Source organism: Bacillus sp. EE-W1, from assembly GCF_009760835.1.
In the GTDB taxonomy this organism is placed as follows: domain Bacteria; phylum Bacillota; class Bacilli; order Bacillales; family Bacillaceae_G; genus Bacillus_A; species Bacillus_A wiedmannii.
This window is the reverse complement of the sequence record NZ_WIPE01000074.1, coordinates 453,431-466,607: the sequence shown is the minus strand read 5'-3', so window position 1 is coordinate 466,607 and position 13,177 is coordinate 453,431. Positions and strand designations below refer to the sequence as shown.

Below are 13,177 nucleotides of genomic sequence, written 5' to 3'. Positions count from 1 at the left end.
GATTAGTTTATAACGAGGTGAATGGGGCATTGTTATCGGAATTATCGATTAGAAACTTTGCTATTATTGAGGCATTAAATATTTCTTTTCAAAAAGGGTTAACGGTTTTAAGTGGTGAAACAGGGGCCGGAAAATCGATTATTATTGATGCGATTAGTTTACTTGTAGGTGGCCGTGGTTCAGCGGAATTTGTTCGATACGGAACAGAAAAAGCTGAGATAGAAGGGCTATTTTATGTAGAAGATGATAAGCATCCGTGTATTGAAAAGGCAGAAGAGTTGGATATAGAAATAGAAGACGGCATGATTATTTTGAAGCGTGATATCGCTGCAAACGGAAAAAGTGTATGTCGTGTAAATGGGAAACTGGTCACCCTTAGTATATTAAAGGAAATTGGAAAAACACTTGTTGATATTCATGGGCAGCACGAAACACAAGATTTAATGAATGAAGAGCGTCATATGTTTATGCTTGATCATTTTGATGGAGATCGCATTGTTAAACAATTGGGTATATATCAAAATGTATACGCTGACTATGAGAAATTAAAAAAACAGTTAAAATCGTTAAGTGAAAATGAACAACAAATGGCGCATCGCTTAGATTTAATTCAATTCCAGCATGAAGAAATCAGTAAGGCGGATTTAAAGATGGATGAAGAAATTGAATTAACTGAAGAACGATTGCAAATTTCTAATTTCGAAAAAATTTACAAAGCATTAGGCGATGCATATCGCTCATTAAGCGCTGACGGACAAGGGTTAGATAATGTACGAAGCGCAATGGGACAAATGGAGAGTATTACACATTTAGATGAAGTTTATCAAGAAAATCATGATTCAATTGCAAATAGCTACTACTTATTAGAAGAAGTTGCATATCAACTTAGAGAAAAGCTCGATATGATGGAATATGATCCGAAGCGTTTAGACGAAATTGAAACGCGTTTAAATGAAATTCGTATGCTAAAGAGAAAATATGGAAATACTGTAGAAGAGATTTTAGCGTATGCTGATAAAATTGAACAAGAAATTTTTACGATTGAAAATAAAGACGTTCATATTGAAACGACGAAGAAGCAATTAAAGGAATTAGAAAGTGTTATTCTGCAAGAAGCAACGTCGTTAAGTAATATGCGTCATGAGCTTGCAGAGCATCTTACAAATGCCATTCATCAGGAATTAAAAGAATTATATATGGAGAAAACAAAATTTGAAGTGAGAATCATGAAGAGAGAAGGAAATGCTGAAGAGCCTCTTGTTGAGGGTGCCCCGGTAAGACTTACGGCGGATGGCTACGATCATGTGGAATTTTATATTTCAACAAATCCAGGTGAGCCGCTAAAACCACTTTCAAAGGTCGCTTCTGGCGGAGAGTTATCTCGTATTATTTTGGCTTTAAAAAGCATTTTTTCTAAGCATCAAGGTGTTGCATCTGTTATTTTTGATGAAGTGGATACTGGTGTAAGTGGTCGGGTTGCACAGGCTATTGCGGAAAAAATTTATCGAGTATCAGTAAACTCGCAAGTACTTTGTATTACGCACTTACCTCAAGTAGCTTCAATGGCGGATTCACATTTATTTATTCGAAAACAAGTAGCGAATGATCGGACAATTACATCAGTTACCGTTTTAACTATGGAGGATAAAGTAACAGAAATAGCTCGAATGATTTCTGGTGTGGAAATTACAGATTTAACGACAGAACATGCGAAAGAATTACTTACGCAAGCGCATCATTTTAAACAGACAGCAGAGGCTATCCAGTAATGGATAGCTTTTTTTCTCAAATAATGATTTCTTAATTCTTCCGGTTATAAATAAAGCACTGCAAGGAGAGATTAAAAAGTGAAGCCAAGAGGCTGAATGTGGGGTAGGAGCGAGGAGAGTGAACAAATTGAGATTAGAAAGATTTCGCAAAATAATAGGTCTTTGTCTCCTTGTTTCTTTAGTTTTTATTGGGTGTTTTAAACCGCTTCGGACGTTTATTTCATCCCCGAAGCAACTTGTTGTTTTTGAAGGGCAACAATCAGAAATAGCTTCATTACCAGTTTTTCACGCTTCATCTACAGATCGTCATGTGTTTACAGTAAGTTCCAATGAACAAAAACAAGGACTTATGGTAAATCCTCATCAAAATGGTGAAGCAGATATGGTGTTTCAGCTTGCTGGTTTTCCAGTGAAAAAAGTAAATGTGAAAGTATTGAAAGATTTTAAAGTTATTCCAGGTGGACAATCAATTGGTGTGAAGTTAAATACAAAAGGGGTACTTGTTGTAGGCCATCATTTAATTCAAACTGAAAAAGGGAAAGTATCTCCTGGTGAAACAGCTGGTGTGCAAATTGGAGATATGATTACTGAAATTAATGGTAAAACAATTGAAAGAATGAGTGATGTAGCACCATTTATTCATAATAGTGGTGAGACAGGTGAACCGCTTAATCTTGTTTTGTTAAGAGATGGAAAACATATCCGCACTAAGTTAACACCACAAAAAGACAGTGGAGAATCGTCTTATCGTATTGGTTTATATATTCGTGATTCGGCAGCTGGAATCGGAACAATGACATTTGTTCATCCTGATTCTATGAAATATGGGGCACTTGGTCATGTCATTTCTGATAACGATACGAAAAAGCCGATTCAAGTCGAAGATGGACAAATTATGCGTTCGACAGTTACATCAATTGAAAGAGGTAGTCATGGGAATCCAGGAGAGAAATTAGCGAGGTTCTCACCAGATCGTGAAGTGATTGGTAATATTACAATAAATAGTCCATTTGGTATATTCGGGAAATTGAATACAAATATACCAAATGGTGTAATGGATAAAGCGATGCCTATTGCACTATCTCATCAAGTAAAAGAGGGACCGGCAAAAATATTAACAGTTATTGATAAAGATAAAGTGGAAGCGTTTGATATTGAAGTTGTAAGTACAGTACCGCAAAAGTTTCCAGCTACAAAAGGCATGGTAATAAAAGTAACAGACAAACGTTTATTAGCGAAAACGGGTGGTATCGTACAAGGCATGAGCGGAAGTCCAATTGTACAAAACGGGAAAGTAATTGGTGCTGTTACACATGTATTTGTAAATGATCCAACGTCAGGATATGGTGTTCATATTGAATGGATGTTACATGAGGCTGGAATTAACATTTATGAACAAGAAAGAAAAGCGAGCTAATTATTAATTAGCTCGCTTTTCTTTTGAAAAATTCGTTGAAATTTTGTAAAAGCTCCGCAAGAGGTGTTTTTTGTTGTAAAATAAAAGAAAAGGGTTGAACGTTTCGTTGTATTTCTATGATGGAATGTGTTGCGAAAGGGAATAAATGAACGATAAACATATTTTTTTGTGATTTTATCGGAAAGTAACAAACTTTAAAAGGGAATTTTCACACAATTGTCGAACAATTCATGTAGCCTAGAAGGATACACATGTCGGAGAATCGATTCGGTAAGGGAGGAAAAGCTGTGGAGAAAATTAAAGTCTGTCTTGTAGATGATAATAAAGAATTAGTATCAATGCTAGAGAGTTACGTAGCTGCTCAAGATGATATGGAAGTAATCGGTACTGCTTATAATGGTCAAGAGTGTTTAAATTTATTAAATGATAAGCAGCCGGATGTACTTGTTTTAGACATTATTATGCCACATTTAGATGGTTTAGCTGTACTAGAGAAAATGCGAAATATTGAAAGGCTAAGACAGCCTAGCGTAATTATGTTGACAGCATTTGGACAAGAAGATGTGACGACAAAAGCTGTTGACTTAGGTGCTTCATATTTCATATTAAAACCATTTGATATGGAGAATTTAACGAGTCATATTCGTCAAGTGAGCGGTAAGGCGAACGCTACCATTAAACGTCCACTTCCATCTTTCCGTTCAGCAACTACAATAGATGGAAAACCGAAAAACTTAGACGCGAGCATTACGAGTATCATTCATGAAATCGGTGTGCCTGCTCATATTAAAGGGTATATGTACTTAAGGGAAGCAATCTCTATGGTGTACAATGATATCGAATTACTTGGATCTATTACGAAAGTATTGTATCCAGATATCGCGAAGAAATATAATACAACAGCAAGCCGCGTCGAGCGTGCAATCCGTCACGCAATTGAAGTAGCATGGAGTCGTGGGAATATTGATTCTATTTCGTCCTTATTCGGTTATACAGTATCCATGTCAAAAGCAAAACCTACGAATTCCGAGTTCATCGCAATGGTTGCGGATAAGCTGAGACTTGAACATAAGGCTAGCTGAGAGTAAAGATAGTAAGGGATTTAAGTTTTAGTAAAGCTTAATCATTCTTTAAATTTATACTCGATATTAAATGTAAAACCAATGAACTTTTTATTTAATGACCAATGAATTTTAGAATTCGTTGGTCTTTTTATTTTATTGAGAACAAGAGATCATTTGATATCATGGAAGATAAATCCTGTTTTTAGTAATATTACATATAAGTGAGTTTTTTTATAAGATAATTAAATAGGTATAGATAGGGAGAAGGGGAATGAAAAATAAAATATTAACTTGGCTAGGAATAGTAGCAGCTATGGGAGTTCTTGCTGTTGCAGTTACATTTGGAAAGTTAGAGATATAGGAGAATGGATGAATGACTTTTAAAAAAATAGTGAATCGAGCTTACCCAATCATTGTTATGACGGTGTTTTTATCTATATTTTCAATGATAGTAAGTAAATTTTTTATCCCCAAAACAATTTTGATGAGTGGTGAATTTCCTTATCCGACTGAGGAGTACACTCCCCAAAAAGTCGGTGCTGTTCTAGCGGCGACGTTGCTTTTATTTGCGCTCTTCTTTATGTATTATAAATGGGTTATTAATAAAATGAAAAGAACGTACACAAATATTATGATTGCTTTAGGTATCGTAATCATTTTGACGACGGAAATAATGATTACTTCTATCGCATTTAACCCTGTTGTAGGAGATTATGCCATCCTTAAACAAGGAATTGTCTCTGTGTTTAATGGAGATAATCAATTTTTAGAAATGGGACAGCTTCTATTTTATCCATATAATACACATATTGTATTATTAGGAGGATATTTTGCTAAATTGGTAGGAAGCGTAGATGTGGCGATAAAAATATTACCAATAGTATGTATAACAGGTAGTATTATTTTAAATGTATTGATTGTAAGGAAAATTACAAACTTTAAAGTTGCTCACATATCGATCGTGTTATCTGTGCTAAACATTTTTATATATTGGCAGGCGCCAGTTTTCTATACGCATACATTAGTAATATTTTTTATTTCAGCAACGATGTATACATATTTATGTTTGAAAACAGCGGAAACAAAAAGGTTGAAGATTATTTTATGGATTTTATTAGGAGTTTTTGCGGCTTGTACTTATATTATAAGACCGACAGCATTGGCGTTAGCGTTAGCGATTTTAATTGAGAATATTTTTAAATTTCGTAAGAAGTATTCTGTAAAGGTGTTAAGTAGTGTTTTATTTTGTTTAATCCTTATTGTAAGTTTTAAAAGTATAACGACAAAGCTAAATCTCAGTACCGATAATGAAATTGAAAAAATTCCATTCACTCATTGGGTGAAAATGGGGTTGAACAAAGATACGTACGGTGTGTGGAATCAGGCAGATGCAGATTATATTGATGATGAAAACATAAAGAATACGAAGGATTTAAATGAACACAATAAAGGAGTTATAGTGCAGCGTTTCAGTGAATTTGGTGTAACGGGTTATGTACACCATTTAAATGAAAAAATAACTAGAGAATGGGTATCAAGTCAGTTCTCCATGTACCGTATTGGACAATGGTTTGAGCAGAAGAACGACACGATAACTAATTACGTATCGAACTATAGTACAACGAAGTATAAAATCGTTACTGTATATTCGTATGTTATCAAATTATTTGTTTATGTAGCTGTTCTGGCGGCTGTTATACTTTATAAAAAGAAAGATGAAAATGAATCGGAAGTTATACGAATTGCGATGATTAGTACGTTAGGGGTGTTTACTTTCTTATTACTATGGGAAACAGCTCCTCATTATACTTATGAAGCATTTGCATTTATGAATATTCCAGCTTCTTTAGGGTTGTATAAATTGTTTATGATTTTTAATAAAGAAAAGAAACATGCATAATTTGAGTAACTGAAATGAGTAGTAAGAAACCCCTCTTTTATTAAAAGAGGGGTTTTAATTTATTGATTATAAATGTTTGAAAAAAAGATTAAATGGAATCATAGTATATCTGTTAAAGGATTTTAGTAGGGAAGTCATCCGTGATATAATAGAAAATAATAAAAAGCCCTGCAAAACAGGACTGTATTATTCCTCGTCTTTATTTTGTTTTTCTAATTCAACTAACTTTTGAATTAGAATGTGCTGCGGCATATGCATAAGTTGTTCAAGTGGAACACCTAATGCTTTTGATAGGCGGACTGCAGTGTCTGGAGAAATTTGTAATGGTCTCATAGAAGTACCTCCTTTTTCGTATAGTATAGCATAAGATTGGGGGAGTGAGGATGACTCTTATATTTGCACATCGTGGTGCAGCGGGAACGTACCCAGAAAATACAATGATTTCATTTGAAGCAGCTGAATCTTTTAGAGCAGATGGAATTGAGCTTGATGTTCAATTAACGAAAGATGGAAAAGTTGTCGTCATTCATGATGAAACAGTGGACCGGACAACAAATGGAAAAGGTGCGGTTCGTAATTATTTATATGAGGATTTATGTAAATTAGATGCGAGCTATAAATTCGGTGATAAAGTAGGCTTTTGTAAAATACCTCTTTTAGAAGAGGTGTTAGAATGGATTGATAAAACAGAGTTGCTACTTAATATTGAACTGAAAAATAATAAAATTCCATACAGAGGTTTAGAGGAAGAAGTTATAACGCTTGTACGGAAATGTAATCTAGAAGATCGTGTTATATTTTCTTCATTTAATCACTACAGTATGAAAAGGTGTCATATGATGGCTCCTGATATTCAAACAGCGATTTTATATCGTGAAGGTTTGCATAGTCCGTGGGCGTATGCGAAAAAAATGGGCGCTACAGCAGTGCACCCTAATTATCGTTATCTTCAAGATGCTGTTGCTGAATTAACGATGGAAAGTGGTGTAGAGGTTCGGCCCTATACAATAAATGAAGAAACGCTTATGCGTAAATATTTTGATATGAATATTTCGGCGATTATTACTGATTACCCCGAAACAGCAAGAATGTTATTGCCAATAAAAAAATGAGACCGCGTGTAACGGTCTCATTTTTTATTTATAAATAGTGGGGCCTTCCTACCTTCTAAAGCGAGCTTGTACTTTATTTCGTTTACGGTCTCGGTGTAAGACGAAGCCTCCGAAGATATAAAACCCGAGCCCGAAGCAGAGAGCGCCGATTAAAAATTGTAACCATAGTATAGAGAGTGGAGGAAATAGAATCCCGAATACAGTATCTCTCATTAACTTAATGCCAAACACAGCTAATGAAATAGGGATGAGTGCTAATGATAGAGCAAGGTAACGCTGCATATAAACGCTCCTTTTCAGATTATTTTGTTTATTTCAATGATGTTATATGAAAAGGGGGTTTGTCAAGAGGGGGCTGAACGAGTAAGATAAGGGTGTGAAAAATTTTGCAGAGATACTTCGAGAGGAAGTGTAATATATGAAACAAAAAGTTTTAATTGTTGGTGCAGGTGAAGGTGGTAGTACACTGCTGAATCTGTTACAAAGTTCAAATATATTTCAAATTATAGGGATTATTGATATAAATCCGATAGCAAAGGGATTACAAATGGCTAAGGAATATGGGGTTACAATTGGAGAGAGTGTAACGCCGTTTCTTTCTATGCATATTGATGTAATGTTTGATATGACGGGTGACGATGATTTACATAAAGATTTAATAAAGAAAAAGCATAAAGATACTCTTCTTATACCAGGTGATATTGCGAAAATTGTTACGAGATTAGCACATGAGAAGGAAAGTTTAATTGGAAAATTAGAAGAACAGACGCAGCAAGGGGATTTAATTTTAAATTCTACGCATGACGGTATGATTGTGATTGATCGAGAGGGACAAGTACGCCTATTTAATAAAAGTGCAGAGCGTATTATCGGATATAAAAAAGAAGATGCGGTAGGGAAATATATTTTAGAAGTTATTCCGACTAGTAAGTTGCTTCGTATTATACGTACGAAACAAATAGAAGTAAATTATGAACTGACATTAGAGAATGAAAAGAAAATTATTACAACCCGTATTCCAATATTAAAAGAGGGAGGAGAGGTACAAGGGGCATTTGCGATTTTTAAAGATATAACAGAGGTTGTAGATCTTGCGGAAGAAGTTACAGATTTAAAGGAGATTCAAACGTTACTTGAGGCGATTATCAACTCGTCTGAGGAAGCAATTTCGGTCGTGGATGAAAAGGGAAGAGGATTAGTAATTAACCCTGCGTATACGAAATTAACAGGTTTAACAGAAGAGGACATTATTGGGAAACCGGCTACAACTGATATTGTAGAAGGTGAAAGTATGCATATGAAAGTACTTCGAACGCGTAGGGCGGTACGCGGAATACATATGAAGATTGGACAAAAGAAGCGAGATGTAATTGTAAACGTAGCGCCAGTTATAGTGGATGGGATATTGAAAGGAAGCGTTGGTGTAATTCGTGACGTATCAGAAATTCAAAAGTTAACAAATGAATTGAATAGAGCAAGGCAAATTATTCGAACGTTAGAAGCGAAATATTCATTTGATGACATTGTCGGAAATTCAGATGAAACAACGGCCGCTATTGAACAGGCGAAACTTGGAGCGAATACACCGGCAACAGTATTACTACGCGGAGAATCTGGAACGGGTAAAGAATTGTTTGCACATGCAATTCATAATGGAAGTAATCGAAAATATAATAAATTCGTCCGGGTAAACTGTGCTGCTATTTCCGAGACTTTATTAGAAAGTGAATTATTCGGTTATGAGGAAGGTGCATTTTCAGGAGCAAAAAGAGGCGGAAAACGAGGTTTTTTTGAGGAAGCGAATAACGGTAGTATCTTTTTAGATGAAATAGGAGAATTGTCTGCAAATACGCAAGCGAAACTCCTTCGCGTGTTGCAAGAAAAAGAAATTGTAAAAGTTGGTGGAACGAAAGCGATACCTATAAATGTCCGGGTAATTGCAGCGACACATGTGAATTTAGAAAAGGGCATTCTAGAAGGAGAGTTTAGAGAGGATTTATATTATCGATTAAATAAAATTCCAATTCAAATTCCGTCTCTTCGTCAGCGAAAAGGAGATATACCGGCAATTGCAGACAGATTGATTCAAAAAATTAACCAAGATTATGGTCGGAATGTAGAGGGGCTCACTGATTCGGCTATTTCATATTTACAATCATATGAATGGCCAGGAAATGTGAGGGAGCTTGAAAACATTTTAGGACGAGCTATTATCTTTATGAATTATAACGAAATATATATTGATGTCCATCATTTACCACCTTTACATACAGAGGAGCAGACTGAGGTAAAACAAAATAACTTATTACCTGAATTAGAAGAAAAGCCACTTGAACAATTAGTGACAGAGTTTGAAGGGCATATCATTCATGAATGTTTAGAGAGGTTTGATGGAAATAAAACAAAAACTGCAAGAGCATTAGGAATTTCGGTTCGAAATTTATATTACAAGCTAGAAAAGTATGAGTGTGCAAAAAATAGCATGCAATAAATTGCGTACCGTGCAATTTATTGCATGGTATACAAAAAGCGACAAAACAAGACAGAATGTTTCGTTATTTTCCAAAGTATTGATTTTACTGCATTTTGAATGCGTTTTCATTATTGGTAAGACCACTTTTGAAAGTTGGCACGGTATTTGCTTTATAAATAGACGAGGGACGACGGAAAGGGTTGATTACAAAATATGAAGTTAGAACACTTAATTGATCAAGCAGCAGGACAGCCTAAAAAAACTGTGGCTGTAGCAGTAGCTGAAGATCATGAAGTAATTGAAGCTGTAGCGAAAGCAATTAAATTACAGCTAGCTCAATTTCGTCTATATGGAAATCAAGAAAAAATAATGGGGATGCTACAAGAACATGGTTTACAAACTTCAGAACACATTGAAGTGATTGCAGCAGCGTCAAGTGCTGAGGCTGCAGAACTTTCTGTTAAAGCTGTAAGAAATGGCGAAGCAGATGTGCTTATGAAGGGAAACATCCCAACAGCAAATATTTTGAAAGCTGTATTAAATAAAGAGTGGGGACTTCGTAAAGGTAGCGCACTTTCACACGTTGCAGCATTTGAAGTTCCAAATTACGATCGTCTTATCTTTGTTACAGATGCAGCGATGAACATTGCACCTGATGTAACACAAAAAGCTGCTATTATACAGAATACTGTAGAAGTTGCCCAGGCAATAGGAATAGATTTGCCAAAGGTAGCACCAATTGCAGCAGTAGAGGTTGTGAATCCTGCGATGCAAGCGACAATTGATGCCGCGATGTTAACTCAAATGAATCGCCGCGGACAAATTAAAAATTGTGTCGTTGATGGACCACTTGCTTTAGATAATGCAGTATCACAAATTGCAGCAGAACATAAAGGCATAGTAAGTGATGTAGCAGGTAAAGCAGACATTTTACTCGTCCCAACGATTGAAGCTGGAAATGTGCTGTACAAATCACTCGTATACTTTGCGGATGCAAAAGTAGGAGCTATGATTGCTGGCGCAAAAGCACCGATTGTTTTAACATCTCGTGCTGATTCAGCAGAAACAAAAGTATATTCATTAGCATTGGCAGTTACGACTGCTTCAAAATAAACCAAACAGGGTAAAACACTAGGGGGAAACGACAATGACATTAGAAATCTTCGAATACTTAGAAAAATATGATTATGAGCAAGTAGTATTTTGTCAAGATAAAGAATCTGGTTTAAAAGCAATCATCGCAATTCATGATACAACACTTGGACCAGCTCTTGGTGGAACAAGAATGTGGACATATGATTCTGAAGAAGCGGCGATTGAAGATGCATTGCGTCTTGCAAAAGGGATGACATACAAAAACGCAGCAGCTGGCTTAAACTTAGGTGGTGCGAAAACAGTAATTATCGGTGATCCACGTAAAGATAAGAGCGAAGCGATGTTCCGTGCATTAGGACGATACATTCAAGGACTAAACGGACGTTACATTACAGCTGAAGATGTTGGTACAACAGTAGATGATATGGATATTATTCACGAAGAAACTGATTTTGTAACAGGTATTTCACCATCATTCGGTTCTTCTGGTAACCCATCTCCAGTAACTGCATACGGTGTTTATCGTGGTATGAAAGCAGCTGCGAAAGAGGCTTTCGGTACTGATAATTTAGAAGGAAAAGTAATTGCTGTTCAAGGTGTTGGTAACGTAGCGTATCACCTATGCAAACATTTACATGCTGAAGGAGCAAAATTAATCGTTACAGATATTAATAAAGAAGCTGTACAACGCGCGGTAGAAGAATTCGGTGCATCAGCAGTTGAGCCAAATGAAATTTACGGTGTTGAATGTGATATTTACGCACCATGTGCATTAGGCGCAACAGTTAATGACGAAACTATTCCACAACTTAAAGCAAAAGTAATCGCAGGTTCTGCAAATAACCAATTAAAAGAAAATCGTCACGGCGACATGATTCATGAAATGGGTATTGTATACGCACCAGACTATGTTATTAATGCTGGTGGTGTAATTAACGTAGCAGACGAATTATATGGATACAATAGAGAACGTGCACTAAAACGTGTTGAGTCTATTTATGACACAATTGCAAAAGTAATCGAAATTTCAAAACGTGATGGCATTGCAACTTATGTAGCAGCAGATCGTTTAGCTGAAGAGCGCATTGCGAGCTTGAAAAACTCTCGTAGCACATACTTACGCAACGGTCACGACATTATTAGCCGTCGCTAATCATTCATATATTACTTTTACAAAAGGTGTGGTTACCTCTTATGAGGTTTCCACCTCCTTTTGAATTTATTAGTGGAGGTAGCAACAGTGTCTTTAAATCGAATTCTTGTTATTAATCCGGGTAGTACATCCACAAAAATTGGTGTTTTTGATAATGAAAGGCCCGTTTTAGAAGAAACTATTCGTCATGACGAAGAACAAATTGGAAAATATAAGAGAATTATCGATCAATATGAGTTTCGCAAAGAAACGATTTTAGAAGTTCTACATTCTCACGGTATTAACATTTCAAAGTTAAACGCAGTTTGTGGGCGTGGGGGATTACTTCGTCCAATCGAAGGCGGAACATACACAGTAAACGATTCGATGTTAGAAGATTTGAAAAATGGGTTTAGCGGTCATCATGCTTCAAACCTTGGAGGCATTTTAGCATATGAAATCGCTTCTGGATTAAATATTCCGGCATTCATAGTAGATCCTGTCGTTGTAGATGAAATGGAGCCGGTTGCTCGTATAAGTGGTATTGCTGGTATGGAACGTAAAAGTATTTTCCATGCATTAAACCAAAAAGCAGTTGCTCGTAAAGTGGCTGAAGAATTAAATCACAAATACGAGGATTTAAATTTATTAGTTACACATATGGGTGGCGGTATTACAGTTGGTGCTCATAAAAAAGGAAAAGTTATTGATGTGAATAACGGCTTAAACGGAGAAGGCCCATTTAGTCCAGAGCGTGCGGGTACAGTACCGGTAGGGCAATTAGTGGAGATGTGTTTCTCTGGTGAGTATTACCGTGACGAAATGGTTAAAAAACTTGTTGGACAAGGTGGACTTGTAAGCCTAATCGGTACAAATGATGCGATCAAAGTAGAACAAATGGTTGAAAAAGGTGATCCGGAAGCAACTCTTATTTATAAAGCAATGGCATATCAAGTTGCAAAAGAGATTGGCGGAGCTAGCGCTGTACTTCACGGGAAAATTGATGCAATCGTTTTAACTGGTGGACTTGCGTACAGTAAAATTCTTGTTGATGAAATAAAAGAACGTGTTGACTGGATTGCAGATGTTATCGTACATCCAGGGGAAGATGAATTACAAGCATTAGCAGAAGGAGCACTTCGTGTATTACGTGAAGAAGAAGCGCCGAAAGAGTATGTTGTACGAGAAAAACAAACAGTAGCTAGGGGTTGAGAT

General features: G+C 36.1%; 11 protein-coding genes. 9 read left to right on the top strand and 2 right to left on the bottom strand.

Features of this window, described 5'->3' with window-relative positions; all coding sequences use genetic code 11:
- Window positions 1–29 precede the first annotated feature (29 nt).
- The 4 genes from recN to GFJ36_RS21655 all read left to right on the top strand — a co-directional run bounded on the left by recN (window position 30) and on the right by GFJ36_RS21655 (window position 6,150).
- Window positions 30–1,769 (top strand): DNA repair protein RecN, encoded by a 1,740-nt coding sequence (recN, locus tag GFJ36_RS21670; protein ID WP_000947743.1) that lies wholly within the window; start codon window positions 30–32, stop codon window positions 1,767–1,769.
- 118 nt (window positions 1,770–1,887) lie between these two features.
- Window positions 1,888–3,186 carry a SpoIVB peptidase gene (gene spoIVB, locus GFJ36_RS21665; protein WP_048546381.1) on the top strand — a complete coding sequence of 433 codons (1,299 nt, stop codon included), beginning with the start codon at window positions 1,888–1,890 and terminating at the stop codon, window positions 3,184–3,186.
- A 287-nt stretch (window positions 3,187–3,473) separates the two neighbouring features.
- A complete protein-coding gene (gene spo0A, locus GFJ36_RS21660) occupies window positions 3,474–4,268 on the top strand; it encodes a sporulation transcription factor Spo0A (protein WP_033658812.1) in 795 nt (264 codons plus the stop codon).
- A gap of 355 nt (window positions 4,269–4,623) precedes the next feature.
- Window positions 4,624–6,150 (top strand): glycosyltransferase family protein, encoded by a 1,527-nt coding sequence (locus GFJ36_RS21655; RefSeq protein WP_088064385.1) that lies wholly within the window; start codon window positions 4,624–4,626, stop codon window positions 6,148–6,150.
- Window positions 6,151–6,336: 186 nt separating this feature from the next.
- Here the strand turns inward: GFJ36_RS21655 and GFJ36_RS21650 are convergent, their stop codons facing one another.
- Window positions 6,337–6,483, bottom strand: coding sequence for a YycC family protein (locus tag GFJ36_RS21650; RefSeq protein WP_001247671.1), 147 nt, complete (start codon window positions 6,481–6,483; stop codon window positions 6,337–6,339).
- A 50-nt stretch (window positions 6,484–6,533) separates the two neighbouring features.
- On the opposite strand from GFJ36_RS21650, the gene GFJ36_RS21645 reads away from it, so the two are divergent.
- A complete protein-coding gene (locus GFJ36_RS21645) occupies window positions 6,534–7,262 on the top strand; it encodes a glycerophosphodiester phosphodiesterase (protein ID WP_048546379.1) in 729 nt (242 codons plus the stop codon).
- Window positions 7,263–7,310: 48 nt separating this feature from the next.
- Here GFJ36_RS21645 and GFJ36_RS21640 read toward each other — a convergent pair whose 3' ends face one another.
- Window positions 7,311–7,544, bottom strand: coding sequence for a DUF2627 domain-containing protein (locus GFJ36_RS21640; protein ID WP_001190198.1), 234 nt, complete (start codon window positions 7,542–7,544; stop codon window positions 7,311–7,313).
- A 136-nt stretch (window positions 7,545–7,680) separates the two neighbouring features.
- Between GFJ36_RS21640 and GFJ36_RS21635 the strand changes: the two genes are divergently transcribed.
- The 4 genes from GFJ36_RS21635 to buk all read left to right on the top strand — a co-directional run bounded on the left by GFJ36_RS21635 (window position 7,681) and on the right by buk (window position 13,174).
- The gene (locus GFJ36_RS21635; RefSeq protein WP_048546377.1) at window positions 7,681–9,753 is read left to right on the top strand and encodes a sigma-54 interaction domain-containing protein; all 2,073 of its coding nucleotides are present in this window, start codon (window positions 7,681–7,683) and stop codon (window positions 9,751–9,753) included.
- A 195-nt stretch (window positions 9,754–9,948) separates the two neighbouring features.
- Window positions 9,949–10,848, top strand: coding sequence for a phosphate butyryltransferase (gene yqiS / locus GFJ36_RS21630; protein ID WP_000763066.1), 900 nt, complete (start codon window positions 9,949–9,951; stop codon window positions 10,846–10,848).
- 34 nt (window positions 10,849–10,882) lie between these two features.
- Window positions 10,883–11,983, top strand: a complete 1,101-nt coding sequence (locus tag GFJ36_RS21625) for a leucine dehydrogenase (protein ID WP_000171359.1) — start codon at window positions 10,883–10,885, stop codon at window positions 11,981–11,983.
- Between the two features lie 87 nt (window positions 11,984–12,070).
- A complete protein-coding gene (gene buk / locus GFJ36_RS21620) occupies window positions 12,071–13,174 on the top strand; it encodes a butyrate kinase (RefSeq protein ID WP_000056197.1) in 1,104 nt (367 codons plus the stop codon).
- Window positions 13,175–13,177 lie beyond the last annotated feature (3 nt).

Excerpts from the sequence above, each read along its gene's own strand:
- GFJ36_RS21655 (WP_088064385.1), top strand. The coding sequence starts at position 4,624 with ATGACTTTTAAAAAAATAGTGAATCGAGCTTACCCAATCATTGTTATG.
- GFJ36_RS21650 (WP_001247671.1), bottom strand. The coding sequence starts at position 6,483 with ATGAGACCATTACAAATTTCTCCAGACACTGCAGTCCGCCTATCAAAA.
- GFJ36_RS21645 (WP_048546379.1), top strand. The coding sequence starts at position 6,534 with ATGACTCTTATATTTGCACATCGTGGTGCAGCGGGAACGTACCCAGAA.
- GFJ36_RS21640 (WP_001190198.1), bottom strand. The coding sequence starts at position 7,544 with ATGCAGCGTTACCTTGCTCTATCATTAGCACTCATCCCTATTTCATTA.
- GFJ36_RS21635 (WP_048546377.1), top strand. The coding sequence starts at position 7,681 with ATGAAACAAAAAGTTTTAATTGTTGGTGCAGGTGAAGGTGGTAGTACA.
- yqiS (WP_000763066.1), top strand. The coding sequence starts at position 9,949 with ATGAAGTTAGAACACTTAATTGATCAAGCAGCAGGACAGCCTAAAAAA.
- GFJ36_RS21625 (WP_000171359.1), top strand. The coding sequence starts at position 10,883 with ATGACATTAGAAATCTTCGAATACTTAGAAAAATATGATTATGAGCAA.